14 protein-coding genes are annotated in these 14998 nt (G+C 68.9%); 9 read left to right on the plus strand and 5 right to left on the minus strand.

Annotated features, from left to right (window positions below):
- Window positions 1–206: 206 nt before the first annotated feature.
- Complete coding sequence (locus KBY96_RS02605) at window positions 207–1043, plus strand: SDR family oxidoreductase (RefSeq protein ID WP_254977665.1); 837 nt, start codon at window positions 207–209, stop codon at window positions 1041–1043.
- Between the two features lie 67 nt (window positions 1044–1110).
- On the opposite strand, the gene moaB is transcribed toward KBY96_RS02605, so the two are convergent.
- Window positions 1111–1635 (minus strand): molybdenum cofactor biosynthesis protein B, encoded by a 525-nt coding sequence (gene moaB, locus KBY96_RS02610; protein ID WP_254977889.1) that lies wholly within the window; start codon window positions 1633–1635, stop codon window positions 1111–1113.
- A 58-nt stretch (window positions 1636–1693) separates the two neighbouring features.
- Here moaB and KBY96_RS02615 point away from each other — a divergent pair, with 58 nt between their 5' ends.
- Window positions 1694–1942 (plus strand): MoaD/ThiS family protein, encoded by a 249-nt coding sequence (locus tag KBY96_RS02615; protein WP_254977666.1) that lies wholly within the window; start codon window positions 1694–1696, stop codon window positions 1940–1942.
- Between the two features lie 13 nt (window positions 1943–1955).
- Window positions 1956–2417 carry a molybdenum cofactor biosynthesis protein MoaE gene (locus KBY96_RS02620; RefSeq protein ID WP_254977667.1) on the plus strand — a complete coding sequence of 154 codons (462 nt, stop codon included), beginning with the start codon at window positions 1956–1958 and terminating at the stop codon, window positions 2415–2417.
- Window positions 2418–2451: 34 nt separating this feature from the next.
- Here KBY96_RS02620 and KBY96_RS02625 read toward each other — a convergent pair whose 3' ends face one another.
- Both KBY96_RS02625 and moaC read right to left on the minus strand, forming a co-directional pair.
- Window positions 2452–3726, minus strand: coding sequence for a molybdopterin molybdotransferase MoeA (locus KBY96_RS02625; RefSeq protein ID WP_254977668.1), 1275 nt, complete (start codon window positions 3724–3726; stop codon window positions 2452–2454).
- Window positions 3719–4201: a cyclic pyranopterin monophosphate synthase MoaC gene (gene moaC, locus KBY96_RS02630; RefSeq protein ID WP_254977669.1), complete on the minus strand. Its 483-nt coding sequence runs from the start codon at window positions 4199–4201 to the stop codon at window positions 3719–3721. Before moaC ends, KBY96_RS02625 begins: the two co-directional genes overlap by 8 nt.
- Window positions 4202–4307: 106 nt before the next feature.
- Here moaC and KBY96_RS02635 point away from each other — a divergent pair, with 106 nt between their 5' ends.
- The 5 genes from KBY96_RS02635 to KBY96_RS02655 all read left to right on the plus strand — a co-directional run bounded on the left by KBY96_RS02635 (window position 4308) and on the right by KBY96_RS02655 (window position 10663).
- Complete coding sequence (locus tag KBY96_RS02635; protein ID WP_254977670.1) at window positions 4308–5282, plus strand: class I SAM-dependent methyltransferase; 975 nt, start codon at window positions 4308–4310, stop codon at window positions 5280–5282.
- A complete protein-coding gene (locus KBY96_RS02640) occupies window positions 5279–6547 on the plus strand; it encodes an MFS transporter (protein ID WP_254977671.1) in 1269 nt (422 codons plus the stop codon). The genes KBY96_RS02635 and KBY96_RS02640 overlap by 4 nt, the downstream gene beginning before the upstream one ends.
- Before the next feature lie 74 nt (window positions 6548–6621).
- Window positions 6622–8760 carry a polyphosphate kinase 1 gene (gene ppk1 / locus KBY96_RS02645; RefSeq protein WP_254977672.1) on the plus strand — a complete coding sequence of 713 codons (2139 nt, stop codon included), beginning with the start codon at window positions 6622–6624 and terminating at the stop codon, window positions 8758–8760.
- Between the two features lie 180 nt (window positions 8761–8940).
- On the plus strand, window positions 8941–9939 hold the full coding sequence (locus tag KBY96_RS02650) for a sigma-70 family RNA polymerase sigma factor (protein WP_254977673.1): 999 nt from the start codon (window positions 8941–8943) through the stop codon (window positions 9937–9939).
- Window positions 9940–10009: 70 nt separating this feature from the next.
- Window positions 10010–10663 carry a diacylglycerol/polyprenol kinase family protein gene (locus tag KBY96_RS02655; RefSeq protein WP_254977674.1) on the plus strand — a complete coding sequence of 218 codons (654 nt, stop codon included), beginning with the start codon at window positions 10010–10012 and terminating at the stop codon, window positions 10661–10663.
- Between the two features lie 17 nt (window positions 10664–10680).
- Here the strand turns inward: KBY96_RS02655 and KBY96_RS02660 are convergent, their stop codons facing one another.
- On the minus strand, window positions 10681–11004 hold the full coding sequence (locus KBY96_RS02660; protein ID WP_254977675.1) for a hypothetical protein: 324 nt from the start codon (window positions 11002–11004) through the stop codon (window positions 10681–10683).
- 129 nt (window positions 11005–11133) lie between these two features.
- A complete protein-coding gene (locus KBY96_RS02665; protein ID WP_254977676.1) occupies window positions 11134–12210 on the minus strand; it encodes a 3-deoxy-7-phosphoheptulonate synthase in 1077 nt (358 codons plus the stop codon).
- Window positions 12211–12379: 169 nt separating this feature from the next.
- Here KBY96_RS02665 and acnB point away from each other — a divergent pair, with 169 nt between their 5' ends.
- Window positions 12380–14998 carry a bifunctional aconitate hydratase 2/2-methylisocitrate dehydratase gene (acnB, locus tag KBY96_RS02670; protein WP_254977677.1) on the plus strand — a complete coding sequence of 873 codons (2619 nt, stop codon included), beginning with the start codon at window positions 12380–12382 and terminating at the stop codon, window positions 14996–14998.

A 14998-nucleotide genomic window follows, 5' to 3' on the forward strand; every position in this document is an offset into this window, starting at 1 on the left:
CGCTTCTTGGCGGTGGCCTGCTCGTAGTCACCGAATCCGAGCTGCTTGCTGCCCATCATCCCAGTGCGTACCAGCGATTGCAGAGGTATTTTCGCGCGGATGGCGCGGGTTTTCCAGAGCCTCCCTAACAACTGGCACTTTCTCACGCATGCTGACGTGCTGAATCCTGATGGCGCATACTTATGCGAATGGAAGAGGGATAGTCGATGACCTTCTGGCAGAACAAGAGCGTCGTGATCACAGGTGGCGGTTCGGGCATCGGCAAAGCCTTGGGCGCAGGGCTCGCGCAACGGGGCGCCAGGGTCTGGCTGAGCGATGTCAACGGCGACTCCGCAACTGAAGCCGCCAGCGAGATCGGCGGTGACGCGGAGTCCCTGGCACTGGATGTCACCGACGCGGACTCCATGGCAGCGCACATCGATGAAGTCGCACGTGTGCATGGCCGCATCGATGCGGTATTCAACAATGCTGGCATTGGTGTTGGAGGTGACATTCGCGAGTTGAATCTGGCTCACTTCAACCGTTCGATCGACGTGAATATTCGTGGCGTAATCCACGGCATCATGGCTGCCTTCCCTCACATGAAAGCGCAAGGTGGTGGCATCATCGTCAACACGGCCTCGGCCGCTGGCCTTCTGGGATTGCCCCTACTGGCGCCTTACTCCATGAGCAAGCACGCCGTCGTCGGCTTGAGCAGTGCGCTGAGATTCGAGGCGGCCGAGCACGGCATTCAACTGAATGTTCTGTGTCCGATGGCCATCGAAACTCCGCTTCTCGAGACGGATATTTCCCGCGATCTCGGTGCGTCGTGGCGCCCCGACATCAGGTCGTACCTCACTCAAGTGGGTGGGCCGCCCTACCCTGTCCACAAGTTCATCGACTATGCGTTACGACAGATCGAAAAGAACAAGGGCATTGTCGTTGCGCCTTTCGGGGGTCGGGTGCGCGTCGCCCTCAGCAAGGTGCTGCCCGGTGTCATTGAGCATCTCACGAGGAAAGCCTATTTGGAAGCGCTCACGACCCGGCCGAAGGACTCTCCATGATCTCGCCGCGGTGCTCGGAGAGACGTAGCCACCGCCTGGCTTGAGCAGCCACGGCAGATGCCCTTGATCAGCCCTGCCCCGCCGGCTGATCGGCAGGCTCGCCCAGCCGCGGCAGCAGCGCCACCAGGTTGCAGGGGCGGGTGGTGGCGTCGAGCTGGGCGCGGATCAGGCGGTCCCAGGCGGTTTCCACCGCGTCCAGCGAACCGGGCAGCACGAAGATCACCGTGCCGTTGGCCACCCCGGCCAGGCAGCGGCTCTGCAGGCTGCTGGTGCCGATCGTGTCGAAGGAGAGCACCCGGAACAGCTCGCCGAACCCCTCGATCGTCTTGTCCAGCAGAGGGGCCACCGCCTCGGGTGTGCCGTCGCGGCCGGTGAGGCCGGTGCCGCCGCTGCTGATCACCACCTGCACCACCGGATCGGCAATCCAGCGGCTCACCTCCGCCCGGATGCGATAGCGGTCGTCGGGCACGATCAATCGCTCCGCCAGCCCATGGCCGGCCGCCTCCAGCCGCGCCTGCAGGGCAGCGCCGCTGGTGTCATCGGCCAAGGTGCGCGTGTCCGACACCGTGAGCAACGCCACCGTCAGTCCCACCGCTCCGCCGCCGCTGCAGCCATTGTGGGGGCGATCGGCACCGCCACCTCCACGAGCCATGGGCCACACCCCGGAGCTGCGCGTGCTGCTGTTCGCCGCCCTGCGCGAGCGGGCCGGCTGGCGGGAACGCCAGCTCGCCGCGACCCGCGGCGCCACCCCCACCACGGTGTGGGGCCAGTTGGGGCTGGAGCCCGCCGATCCCGCCGCCACCATCCGCGTGGCGATCAACCAGCGCTTCGCCCGCTGGGACTCACCCCTGGCCGGCGGCGATGAGCTGGCCTTCCTGCCACCGATCAGCGGCGGCTGACCCCCCAGTGCCCATGGCCGCGCCGCTGCTCACGATCGAGCTGGACCCCGGGCCCTTCCAGCCACTGGGGGCTCTCGAGGGCTGGCAGAGCCTGGTGTGCTCCCGCCTGGGCGGCCTGCCGGCCGCCGAGAGCAGCTTCGTGGGCCGGGTGCGGCCCCACACCAGCGCCGGCCAGCCCCTGGCCGCCCTGGAGCTCGAGCACTACCCCGGCATGACCGAAACCCAGCTGCAGCGGCTGGCGGCCGCGGCGGCCAGCCCCCCCGAAGTGGCCGCCGTGCTGGTGCGGCACCGGATCGGCCGGGTGCTGCCGGGCGATCCGATCGTGCTGGTGGCCGTGGCCGCCGACCGCCGTGGCCCCGCCCAGCGCTGCTGCCAGGAGCTGCTGGAAGCCCTCAAGCACGAGGCGCCCTTCTGGAAGCGGGAGTGGCTGGCGGATGGCAGCGGCCACTGGCTGGGGGGCAACACGCCGCTCTGAACGCCAGGCTCTGAACGCCAGAGGGAGACACCACTCAGAAGATCGGCAGCCGCAGCAACTGGGCCCAGAGCTCGGTGCCGGCGTCGAGCGCGCCCAGCTCGGCGGGGATCTCCAGCAGCAGGTCGGCCCGGTGCAGCGAGCCGATGCGCGAGGAGGCCTGGGAGCCGCTCACCCGGGCCAGCAGCGCCCCATCGGCAGCCACCACCAGCTGGGCCCGGGCCAGTTCAGGCCGGCCCGCACCGCGACGCAGCGCCTCCTCCAGCCGCACCTTCAGGCGCGGCAGCGGCACCGGCTCAGTCCCCTCCAGCCGCTGCAGCGCCGGCCAGAGCAGCTGCAGCGCCGTGATCGCCGCCGCCACCGGGTTGCCCGGCAGCCCGAAAAACGGCAGCCGCCGCTCCCCCTGCTCCAGATGTCCATAGGCAAAGGGCCGGCCCGGCTTGAGAAACAGCTTCCAGAAGCCCACCTGCCCCAGTTCCGCCACCAGAGCGCGGATCCAGTCGCTGTCGCCGGACGACACGCCGCCGGTGCTCACCACCACATCGCAGCAACCGGCCAGCTCCAGCAGGGCCTGGCGCAGCGCTTCCGGCTGATCGGCCACCACCCTCCGCTGCGCCACCCCGAAGCCGAGCCGCTCCAGCAGGGCGGCCAGCAGGGTGGAATTGCTCTCCCAGATCAGGCCTGGGGCCCGCGGCAGGCCCGGCAGCAGGAGTTCATCGCCGCTGATCAGCAGCCCCAACCGCGGCCGCCGCCACACCGCCAAGCGCTCCACACCACAGCTGGCCAGCCGACCCAGCTCCGCCACCCCCAGCCGCTGGCCCGCCACCACCAGCTCCTGGCCCGCGGCGGCCTCCTCCTCGGGCCCGCGGATCCAGGGGTTGGGGCCGCAGGCGCCCACCAGCTCGATCGCCACGCCGTCGGCCTCCTCCAGGGCGCGCACCAGCTCCTGGGGCAGCACCCGCCCACTGCCCTCCGGCACCACGGCCCCGGTGAGGATGCGCACCGCCTGGCCGGGCTCGAGAGCGCCCGCGAACGGCTCGCCCGCCGCCGAACGGCCCACCAGCCACCAGCGATCTCCCGGCCGAGGCCCCCCCGCACCGGCGATGGCGTAGCCGTCCATGATCGAGGCCCGAAAGCCCGGCACCGCCGTCGCGGCAGGCACCGCCGCAGCGGTGACGCGGCCGGCACAGGAGGCCAGCGGCAGCTCTTCACTCACCCCCAGCGGCTGCAGCGTCTCGAGGATGCGGGTCAGGGCCTGATCGAGCGGCAGACCTTCGCGGCCGTAGGGCTCCTGGGAGGTGGTGTCAGCCATCGGGGTGGCGCCAGTCACCCTGGCGGCCGCCGCTCTTGCGCAGCACCCGCACCGGCCCGATGGTCATGGCCGGGTCCACGGCCTTGAGCATGTCGTAGAGGGTGAGCAGCCCCACCTGCACGGCGGTGAGCGCCTCCATCTCCACCCCCGTCGGACCGGTGGTGCGGGCCTGGGCCCAGAGCCGCAGACCACTGCCATCGGCGGCGGGATGGATCGCCACCTCCACACCCGTGAGCGCGATCGGGTGGCAGAGGGGGATCAGCTCCCAGGTGCGCTTGGCGGCCTGGATCGCCGCCACCCGGGCCACCGCCAGCACGTCCCCCTTGGGGGCCCCACCAGAACGCACCAGGGCCAGCGTCTGCGGCGCCATGGCGATCAGGCCCTCGGCCTCGGCCTCACGCCTGCTGGCCGGGCGATCCCCCACCTCCACCATGTGCGCCTCGCCGGCGGCGTTGAGATGGCTCAGCTCCGGCACTGCAAACCCATCCGCGGCGTGCCTCCAGCATGGTCGACGGCTCCGGCTCTCCAGGCAAGGGGGGTGGCGGCGATGATGCCCTCTCCCCCCCAGTCAGCGCCTGACCATGCCAACCGCCGGCACCAGCTCCGCGGCGCCGGACGCCACCCTGGCCCCGCCCAACTGGGCCGACGACAGCACCCCGCTGGGGCGACTGATCTCGGCCGTGCTGGCGGTGGAGCCCCTGCGCCAGCTGCTGTTTCAGCAGGCCCGCAGCATGATGATCCGCACTGCCGAGCAGCGGGGCATCCCCTGGCGTGCCCGCCGCGACGAGCTGCGCCGCCAGGCCGAACCGCTGCTGGCCGCCTGCACCAACCCGGCCACCACCACCCCCCACTACTACCGGGCCCGCTTCCACGCCTACAACCAGGGCAATCTCTGCTGGCAGGCGGCCTGCGAGGCGGAGCAGGCCACCGCTTCAGTGGCGCTGCGGGTGTGGAAGAACGAACCGCTCACGCCCGAAGCCGCCGAGGCGCGCATGCGCGAAGCGATCTTCGCGGCGATCGCGCCCAGCCTCACCAGCCCGGTGCGGGATGCGCTCGATGTGGGCTGTTCGGTGGGCATCAGCACCCTGCTGCTCAAAACCTGGATCGAGGCCCGCCAGGGCCACCCCGTGCGCGTCAGCGGGCTCGACCTCTCCCCCCAGATGCTGGCGGTGGCGACGGTGCGCGATCACCAACACCGCATCCACGCCTGGCACCACGCCGCGGCCGAGGCCACCGGCCTGCCGCCGGCCAGCGTCGATCTGATCACCCTGCAGTTCGTGTGCCACGAATTGCCGGCCGAGGCCATCGCCGCGGTGCTGCGCGAGGCCGCCAGGCTGCTGCGCCCCGGCGGGGTGCTGGCGATGGTGGATCAGGATCCGCAGTCACCCACCATCCGTGCCATGCCAGCCCCCCTGGCCACCCTGCTCAAGAGCACCGAGCCCTATCTGGCCGAGTACTTCGCCCTCGACATGGAGGCCGCTCTCCGGCAGGTGGGCTTCACGGACATCCGCTGCGTCGCCTCCGACCACCGCCACCGTGTGCTTGTGGCCCGTTGAACCGCCAGTCCCTGACCCTGGCCCAAGGTCAGTCGCGCCGCTCCGCCCTCCTCTGCGCGTTTCTCACGCTGCTCAACGACCGCCTGAGCGAAACGCTGATCTTTCCCCTGCTGCCCTTCCTGCTGGCCGGCTTCACCGGCGACGGGCGCGTGCTGGGCCTGCTCACCGGCAGCTATGCCTTGGCCCAGTTCGCGGTCACCCCCTTGATCGGGGCCCTCAGTGATCGCTTCGGCCGCCGACCGGTGATCTCGGTGTGCGTGGCCGGCTCGGTGCTGGGCATTGGCCTGTTCGCCCTCACGATCACCACCGACTGGCAGAGCCTGCCCTGGGCCGCCGGGTCCAGCCTGCCCCTGGCGCTGCTGTTCGTGGCCAGGCTGATCGATGGTGTGAGCGGTGGCACCGCCGCCACCGCCGGCGCCGTGCTGGCGGACATCTCGCCGCCGGAGCAGCGGGCCCGGGCCTTCGGGCTGATCGGGGTGGCCTTCGGGCTCGGCTTTATCCTCGGCCCGGCCCTGGGGGGCGTGCTGGGGCGGGTGCACGTGAACCTGCCGGTGTTGGTGGCCGTGGCCATCGCCCTGCTGAATCTGGTGCTGGTGCTCACGCTGCTGCCTGAAACCCATCCGATCGATGCCCGCATCCCACTGCCGCGCAAGCGGGAGCTGCAGCCCTTCACCCAGCTGGCCCGGGTGTTCAGCAATCCCCAGGTGCGGCGGCTGTGCGCGGCCTTCTTCCTGTTCTTCCTGGCCTTCAACGGCTTCGCCGCCGTGCTGATTCTTTACTTCAAGCAGCAGTTCGGCTGGGGGCCTGGCCTGGCGGGTGCCGCCTTCGTCGTGGTGGGGGTGGTGGCCACGGTGGTGCAGGGGGGCCTGATCGGTCCACTGGTGACGCGCTTCGGCGAGTGGCGCCTCACCCTGGCAGGGATCGGCTTCGTGATCAGCGGCTGCGCCCTGATCCTGCTGGCCACGGCCGAGACCTCCCGCGCCGTGGTGTTTCCGGCGGTGGCGATCCTGGCCCTGGGCACGGGTCTGGTCACCCCCTGCCTGCGCTCCCAGGTGTCGCGCCGCCTTGATTCCAGCGGCCAGGGAGCGGCCCTGGGCAGCCTGCAGGGCCTGCAGAGCCTGGGCAGCTTCATCGGTCCGGCGCTGGCCGGGCTGGCCTACGAAACCCTGGGACGCACCAGCCCCTTCTGGCTGGGCCTCAGCCTGCTGCTGTGGGTGGCGGCCATGGTGGCCGGCGGCGCCCGGCGCATGGGCGCCGCCCCCTGAGCCCACAGCGGGTTCACACGGCGTCAAGCAAGCGGGGCACCGGACACAGCGCCCGTGATTGCTACGGTCGATCCATGAGTAAAGCCGCCCCCAAGGTCTCCCCCGAGCTCTACATCAACAGGGAGCTCAGCTGGATCGACTTCAACTACCGGGTGCTGGCCCAGGCGCTCGACGAGCACACGCCGCTGCTGGAGCAGGCCAAGTTCAGCGCCATCTTCAGCAACAACCTCGACGAGTTCTTCATGGTGAGGGTGGCCTCCCTGAAGAGCCAGCTGGAGGCCGGCGTCTCCACCCTCAGCGACGACGGCCTCACCCCGCAGCAGCAGCTGGAGGCGATCCAGCACAAACTGCGGCCCCTGCTCGACCTGCAGCAGCAGCACTACCGTCATTCGCTCAAGGGTCAGCTGGCTGACCAGGGCGTTCACCTGATCGATTACGCCAACCTCCAGGAGGATCAGCGGCAGTGGGTGGACGACTACTTCCGCAACGCCGTGTTCCCGGTGCTCACACCGCTGGCGGTGGACCCCTCCCATCCCTTCCCCTACATCAGCAACCTCAGCCTCAATGTGGCGGTGCTGGTGCGCGACCCCGACAGCGGCCGGCAGCAGTTCGCGCGGGTGAAGGTGCCCCAGAAGATCCTGCCCCGCTTCCTGCCCATCCCGCCCAGGCTCAGCGGCCGGAGTCCGGATCCGGTGTTCACGGCCGTGCCGCTGGAGCAGGTGGTGGCCTTCAACCTCAGCCTGCTGTTCCCCGGCATGAGCGTGGAGGGGCACTACTTCTTCCGCGTCACCCGCGACGCCGACCTGGAGCTGCGGGATCTCGAGGCCGACGACCTGATGGAGGCCCTTGAGGCGGGCCTGCGCAAGCGCCGTCGCGGCGGTGAGGTGTTGCGCCTGGAGGTCACCGATGAGATGCCCGAATCAGTGCTCCAGCAGCTGATGGAGGGGGCCGATGTGGAAGTCGATGACGTCTATCGGATCAATGGCCCTCTCGGTCTCGACGACCTCATGGGCCTGCTGGGCGTGCCCCTGGCCCGCCTCAAGGACCAGCCCTTCAAGGGCCGCACCCCGCCCGCCCTGGCGCGCACCCAGAAGAGCCAGCTCCAGGATGGCTCGATCAAGGAGGAGGAGTTCGAGAGCATTTTTTCGGTGATCCGCCGCGGCGATGTGCTGCTGCACCACCCCTACGACCTGTTCGCCGCCTCGGTGGAGGAATTTCTCAACCAGGCCGCCGACGACCCCTCGGTGCTGGCGATCAAGATGACGCTCTACCGCACCTCCAAGGATTCCCCGGTGGTGGCAGCCCTGATCCGGGCAGCCGAGAACGGCAAGCAGGTGATGGCCCTGGTGGAGCTCAAGGCCCGTTTCGATGAGGACAACAACATCCAGTGGGCCCGCCAACTGGAGAGTTCAGGCGTGCATGTGGTGTATGGGGTGATCGGGCTCAAGACCCACACCAAGATCCTGCTGGTGATCCGCCGCGAGAAACGGGGGCTGAACAGCTATGTGCACATCGGCACCGGCAACTACAACTCCAAAACCTCCAGCCTCTACACCGACCTGGGCCTGCTCACGGCCCGTCCCGAATTCGGCGCCGATCTGGTGGAGCTGTTCAACTACCTCACCGGCTTCTCCAAACAGCAGAGTTTCCGGCGTCTGCTGGTGGCCCCGGTAACGCTGCGCAAAGGCATGGAGGATCTCATCCGCCGTGAGATCAGCCACGCCCAGGCCGGCCGTGGCGGCCACATCCGCGCCAAGATGAACGCCCTGGTGGATCCGGCGATCATCGCCCTGCTCTATCAGGCCTCCCAGGCCGGTGTGCAGATCGACCTCGTGGTGCGGGGCATGTGCTGCCTGAGGCCAGCTCTGGAGGGCATCAGCGACCACATCCGCGTGGTGAGCGTGATTGGCCGCTTCCTTGAGCACTCCCGGATGTTCTGGTTCGGCAACGCCGGCGAGCCGGAAATCTTCCTGGGCAGCGCCGACTGGATGCCGCGCAACCTCGACCGACGCGTGGAGGCGGTGGCGCCGATCGATGATCCAGACCTGCGCCGGCAGCTCGAGGGCCTGCTGGATGTCTACTTCAACGACACCGGCGCCTGGCACATGGGTCCGGACGGGCAGTTCAGCCAGCCGCTGCAGGAGGGCGAGCCACAGCTGGTCCAGCAGGAGCTGATGGACCGCTGGCGCGGCGGGTTGGTTGATGCAGGCTGAGGGGGCAACTGCGGCGGCGGTTGGCATCCGTTGACACCAAACTGATGTCCAGCCAGTACCACATAGCTGGCGCCACTGAATCACAGACGATCACCGATCCGGAAACCGTTCAAGATCCGCCTCCTGTAACCATCGAGGGGTGCTACATTCCGCGCACAATTGATTTCGGGAGGCAAGGGTGTGGGGACGCCTGAGCAATCCGCTTCTGGCGTTTCGTCCAACAGCGCCGCGAAGCCTTCCAGCACAGCCAGATCCAGAACAAGCGCTACGCGTGGTGCATCCAGGCCCAGCACGCGCATCAACGCCGATTCCATCGGCTGGTATCTGAGCAACATCGGCCGCGTGCCGCTGCTCACGCCGGCCGAGGAAATTGAGCTGGCCCACCACGTTCAGGCGGGCAAACTGTTGCTGCAGCAGCCGGCCGAGCAGCTCACTCCCCAGCACCGCCGCCAGCTGCGCATGGCCCACCGGGCCCGCGAGCGGATGATGTCCGCCAACCTGCGCCTGGTGGTGAGCGTGGCCAAGAAATACCAGCACCAGGGCCTTGAGCTGCTCGACCTGGTGCAAGAGGGTGCCATCGGCCTGGAGCGGGCGGTCGACAAGTTCGATCCGGCCATGGGCTACAAGTTTTCCACCTACGCCTACTGGTGGATCCGCCAGGGCATGACCCGGGCGATCGACAACAGCGCCCGCACCATCCGCCTGCCGATCCACGTGAGCGAGAAGCTCTCGAAGATGCGGCGGGTGACACGGGAACTCTCCCACCGCCTCGGCCGCCAGCCCAACCGCCTGGAACTGGCCCACGCCCTCGGCATGAAGCTCCAGGAACTGGAGGAACTGATCTCCCAGACCGCTCCCTGCACCTCCCTCGATGCCCATGCCCGCGGCGACGAGGACCGCAGCACCCTGGGCGAACTGATCGCCGATCCGGCCAGCAATCAGCACTTCGATGCGATGGATCGCCATCTGCAGAAGGAGCACCTGGGGGCCTGGCTGTCCCAGCTCAACGAGCGCGAGCAGACGATCATCAAGCTGCGCTTCGGCCTGGAGGGCAGCGAGCCCCTCACCCTGGCCGAGATCGGGCGCCTGATCAACGTGTCGCGGGAGCGGGTGCGGCAGCTGGAGGCCAAGGCGATCATGAAGCTGCGGCTGCTCAGTAACGTGCACAAAGTGGCCTGACGGGCTTCTGGTTGCGGCGTTGACAGGGCCCGGGCTGAACTGGCCCCAGCAAGCCATCGGGGTGGCGGCGGTGGCCACGTGGCTGGCGTTGCTGGCAGCTGCGGCTGTGGCCGTGCGGCGGCGCTGGAACGGCGCCGACAGCCCGGCCCGGCGGGAATGGAGCCGCAAGCTGGTGCACATCGGCAGCGGCGCTGTGGTGCCGATCGCCTGGGCAACCGGTATCGACCGCCTGCTCGCCCTGCCGGCCGCCGCGGCCATCACCGTGGTGGCGGCCCTCAACCATCGGCTGCGGCTGCTGCCGGCAGTGGAAGACGTGGGCCGCCCCAGTTACGGCACCGTGGCCTATGGCGCCTCGATCACCCTGCTGCTCTGGCAGTACTGGCCCCAACAGCCGGCCCCGGTGGCGGCCGGGGTGCTGGTGATGGCCCTGGGCGACGGTCTCGCGGGCCTGGTGGGGCCTCTGGTGGCCAGCCCCAGCTGGCACGTGCTGGGCCAGCGCCGCTCCCTGGTGGGCACAGCCGTGATGGCCGGCGCCAGCCTGCTGATGCTGGTGCTGCTGCGCCTGGCCCTGATGGCGCTTGGCCCCGGCCTGGCAGCCCCCCCCTGGCCGTCCCTGGTGGCCATCGCCGCCGCCGCCACCCTGCTGGAGCAGGTGGCCATCGGCGGCATCGACAACCTCAGCGTGCCGCTGGGGGTGGCCTGGCTCTGGCAGCAGTTCAGCTGAACCACCAGCCACCGGCCCTAGGCCCGCAGCAGCTGCTCGCAGCGCCGCTCCCAGTCGTGGGGGGTGCCCAGACCGGCCACCAGCAGCCGGTCGTGCGGCTCGTGGTGCAGCCGCAGCTGCCATTGGCGGATCACGTCGGCCCGCTCCATCCAGGCCTCGATCACGGCCTGGTGGATCACCTCCAGATCCCAGTGCCGCTGCCGGCCGATGGCCTGGGCCCAGCCCAGCAGTCGATCGAGCTGAACGGGCCGGAAACCGGCGAAGGCCGGGCCCTCGCTCTGCTCGAGATAGAACAACTGCAAGGGATCCGAAAGACCACAGAACTGCAGGAGATAACTCATCACGCACCTTGGATTGATGTGCGATGACCCTATGAAGACCCCACAAGAATGCTGTTCAGAAAGAACAGTTCGTTGCAGGAAGTTGTCGTCTTCGTTGATTGGCACTCGAAGCACTCGAGTGCAAGAGGCTCATACCGTCAGGGCCATGCTGCCGGCGGTGACGCGCACCGCATCGGCCAGCACAGCCAGCACCTCAGCCGTGGTGGCCAGATCGATGCAGGCATCGGTGATGCTCTGGCCGTAGGCGAGCTGGCTGAGGTCGGCGGCAAGCTTCTGGTTGCCGGCCACCAGGTGACTCTCGAGCATCACCCCCATCACATGGCGTGAGCCGGCTCGCACCTGCCGTGCCACCTGGTCCGCCACCTCCGCCTGGCGGCGGAAGTCCTTGTTGGAATTGCCGTGGCTGCAGTCCACCATCACGCGGCTGGGCAAGCCCGCCGCCGCCAGATCGCTAGCCGCCTGTTCGATCGCTTCGGGGTGGTAGTTGGAGCCGTGCTTGCCGCCGCGCAGCACCAGATGGCCATCGGGATTGCCAGTGGTGGTCACGATCGAGGCGTGGCCGTCGCTGTTGATTCCGAGGAAGTGGTGGGGCCGGGCCGCGGCCTCCACGGCATTCACGGCCGTGGCGATGCTGCCGTCGGTGCCGTTCTTGAAGCCGATCGGCATCGACAGGCCCGAGGCCATTTCCCGGTGGGTCTGGCTCTCGGTGGTGCGGGCGCCGATGGCCGTCCAGCTGATCAGGTCGGCGATGTACTGGGGCACCACCGGATCCAGCAGTTCGGTGGCCGCCGGCAGGCCCAGTTCCGACACGTGCAGCAGCAGCGAGCGGGCCAGCCGCAGCCCGGTGTTGATGTCGTAACTGCCATCGAGGTGGGGGTCGTTGATCAGGCCCTTCCAGCCCACGGTGGTGCGTGGCTTCTCGAAGTACACGCGCATCACCACCTCGAGTTCGGCCGCGTGGCGCTGGCGGGCCTCGGCGATGAAGCCGGCGTACTCCTTGGCCGCCGCCACGTCGTGCACCGAACAGGGGCCCACGATCACCAGCAGGCGCTCGTCGCGGCCGTGCAGGATGTCCTGGATGCGCAGGCGGGTCTGCTGCACGGTGTCGGCGGCACGGCCGCTGATCGGCAGGTCGCGGCGCAGCAGGGCGGGCGGCACCAGGGGCCGCGTCTCCACCACATGGAGATCGCTGGTGGTGGCGTGCATGGGAAACAGGCTGCCTTGGCTGCCGCGCTCAGCCCATCAGCCTAGTCAGGGTGCCATCTGCTTCCCACTCTGCCCCGTTGCACTCGGTGGGATGGGGTGATGGCAGCGATCGCCACCAACAACCTGGGCCGCGGCCGAGAACAATGGGGGCAACGTGCAACGATCCGCGATGAACGCCACCACAGCCCTCGCCGACTACCGCGCCGCCGCGGCCGAACGCGAGGTCCTGGGAGTTCCGGCCCTGCCGCTCACCGCCGAGCAGACCGCCGCCCTCACCGAGCTGCTGGCGGCGCCCCCGGCCGGCGAGGAGGCTTTTCTGAAGCATCTGCTGAGCGAACGCATCCCCCCCGGGGTGGACGAGGCGGCCTACGTGAAGGCCAGCTGGTTGCTGGCGGTGGCCAAGGGGGAAGCCACCAGCCCCCTGGTGAGCGCGCTGGAGGCGGTGCGGCTGCTGGCCACCATGATCGGGGGCTACAACGTGGGGGCGCTGATCGAGCTGCTGGACAGCCCCGAACCCGCCATCGCCGAGGCGGCTGCGGCCGGGCTGAGCGGCACCGTGCTGGTGTACGACGCCTACCACGACGTGCTCGAGCTGGCTGAGTCCAACCCCTGGGCCCGCCGGGTGGTGGACAGCTGGTCGGCCGCCGAGTGGTTCACGGCTCGCCCCGAGCTGGCCGAGGAGATCACCGTGACCGTGTTCAAGGTGGAGGGCGAGACCAACACCGACGACCTCTCACCCGCCACCCACGCCACCACCCGGCCTGACATCCCCCTGCACGCCATGGCGATGCTGGAAACCCGCATGCCCGGTGGCCTGGAGCTGATCGCCGAGCTCAAGGGCAAGGGCCACCCGCTGGCCTACGTGGGCGACGTGGTGGGCACCGGCAGCTCGCGCAAATCCGCCATCAACTCGGTGCTCTGGCACATCGGCACCGACATCCCCCACGTGCCCAACAAGCGCGGCGGCGGTGTGATCCTGGGGGGCAAGATCGCCCCGATCTTCTTCAACACCGCCGAGGATTCCGGCGCCCTGCCGATCGAGTGCGACGTCACGGCCCTCAGCAGCGGCGATGTGATCACGATCCGCCCCACCGCCGGCACGATCGAGCGCGCCGCCGGGGAGCCCGACGCCGGCACGATCGTGGCCCGCTTCGAGCTCAAGCCCAGCACCATCGCCGATGAAGTGCGGGCCGGCGGCCGCATTCCCCTGATGATCGGCCGCGCCCTCACGGACAAAGTGCGCGCCCAGTTGGACCTGCCCGCCTCCGATCTGTTCATCCGGCCCACCCCGCCGGCCGACACCGGCAAGGGGTACACCCTGGCCCAGAAGATGGTGGGCAAGGCCTGTGGCCTGGCCGGCGTGCGCCCCGGCACCAGCTGCGAACCGCTGATGACCACCGTGGGCAGCCAGGACACCACCGGGCCGATGACCCGCGACGAGATGAAGGAGCTGGCCTGCCTGGGCTTTTCCGCCGATCTGGTGATGCAGAGCTTCTGCCACACCGCCGCCTACCCCAAGCCGGTGGACCTCAAGACCCACGCCGAGCTGCCCGACTTCATGGCCTCGCGGGGCGGCGTGGCCCTGCGCCCCGGCGACGGCATCATCCACAGCTGGCTCAACCGCATGCTGCTGCCCGACACGGTGGGAACCGGCGGCGACAGCCACACCCGCTTCCCCCTGGGCATCTCCTTCCCGGGCGGTTCGGGGCTGGTGGCCTTCGCCGCCGCCATCGGCGCCATGCCGCTGGACATGCCCGAATCGGTGCTCGTGCGCTTCAGCGGTTCCCTGCAACCCGGCGTCACCCTGCGCGATGTGGTCAACGCCATCCCCTGGGTGGCCATCCAGAAGGGCCTGCTCACGGTGGCCAAGGAGGGCAAGCAGAACGTGTTCAACGGCCGCATCATGGAGATCGAGGGGCTTCCCGATCTCAAGCTGGAGCAGGCGTTTGAACTGACGGACGCCACGGCGGAGCGCTCCTGTGCCGGCAGCACCATCAAGCTCTCGGTCGACACCATGAGTGAATACCTGCGCAGCAACGTGGCGCTGCTCAGGAACATGATCGCGCGCGGTTATGGCGATGCCCGCACCATGGCCCGCCGCATCCAGGCGATGGAAGCCTGGCTGGCAGATCCGGTGCTGATGGAAGCCGACGCCGACGCCGAGTACGCCGAGATCATCGAGATCAACCTCGATGCGATCACCGAGCCGATCCTGGCCTGTCCCAACGACCCCGACAACGTCAAGACCCTCAGCGAGGTGGCCGGCGCGCGGATCGATGAGGTGTTCATCGGCTCCTGCATGACCAACATCGGCCACTACCGGGCCGCCGCCACCGTGCTCAAGGACCAGGGCGAGAACGCCGCCCGCCTGTGGGTCTGTCCGCCCACCCGCATGGACGAGGAGACGCTCAAGGAGGAGGGCTACTACGCCATCTTCGAGGCCACCGGCGCCCGCATGGAGATGCCCGGCTGCTCCCTGTGCATGGGCAACCAGGCGCGGGTGGAGGACAACACCACCGTGTTCTCCACCAGCACCCGCAACTTCAACAACCGCCTCGGCAACGGTGCCCAGGTGTATCTGGGCAGCGCCGAACTGGCGGCGGTGTGCGCCCAGCTCGGCCGCATCCCCAGCAAGCAGGAGTATCTGGCCATCGCCGCCGAGAAGATCGATCCCTACGGCGACCAGCTCTACCGCTACCTCAACTTCGATCAGATCGAGGGCTTCGAAGACCAGGGCCGGGTGCTCAGCACCGAGGAGGAGGCCCGCATGCTGGCCGAAGTGAGTTGA

Origin of the sequence: Cyanobium sp. ATX 6A2 (assembly GCF_024346355.1) — a bacterium.
Taxonomy (GTDB): domain Bacteria; phylum Cyanobacteriota; class Cyanobacteriia; order PCC-6307; family Cyanobiaceae; genus NIES-981.

Excerpts from the sequence above, each read along its gene's own strand:
- acnB (WP_254977677.1), top strand. The coding sequence starts at position 12,380 with ATGAACGCCACCACAGCCCTCGCCGACTACCGCGCCGCCGCGGCCGAA.
- KBY96_RS02615 (WP_254977666.1), top strand. The coding sequence starts at position 1,694 with ATGGGCCACACCCCGGAGCTGCGCGTGCTGCTGTTCGCCGCCCTGCGC.
- KBY96_RS02625 (WP_254977668.1), bottom strand. The coding sequence starts at position 3,726 with ATGGCTGACACCACCTCCCAGGAGCCCTACGGCCGCGAAGGTCTGCCG.
- KBY96_RS02660 (WP_254977675.1), bottom strand. The coding sequence starts at position 11,004 with ATGAGTTATCTCCTGCAGTTCTGTGGTCTTTCGGATCCCTTGCAGTTG.
- KBY96_RS02605 (WP_254977665.1), top strand. The coding sequence starts at position 207 with ATGACCTTCTGGCAGAACAAGAGCGTCGTGATCACAGGTGGCGGTTCG.
- ppk1 (WP_254977672.1), top strand. The coding sequence starts at position 6,622 with ATGAGTAAAGCCGCCCCCAAGGTCTCCCCCGAGCTCTACATCAACAGG.
- KBY96_RS02665 (WP_254977676.1), bottom strand. The coding sequence starts at position 12,210 with ATGCACGCCACCACCAGCGATCTCCATGTGGTGGAGACGCGGCCCCTG.
- KBY96_RS02620 (WP_254977667.1), top strand. The coding sequence starts at position 1,956 with ATGGCCGCGCCGCTGCTCACGATCGAGCTGGACCCCGGGCCCTTCCAG.
- KBY96_RS02635 (WP_254977670.1), top strand. The coding sequence starts at position 4,308 with ATGCCAACCGCCGGCACCAGCTCCGCGGCGCCGGACGCCACCCTGGCC.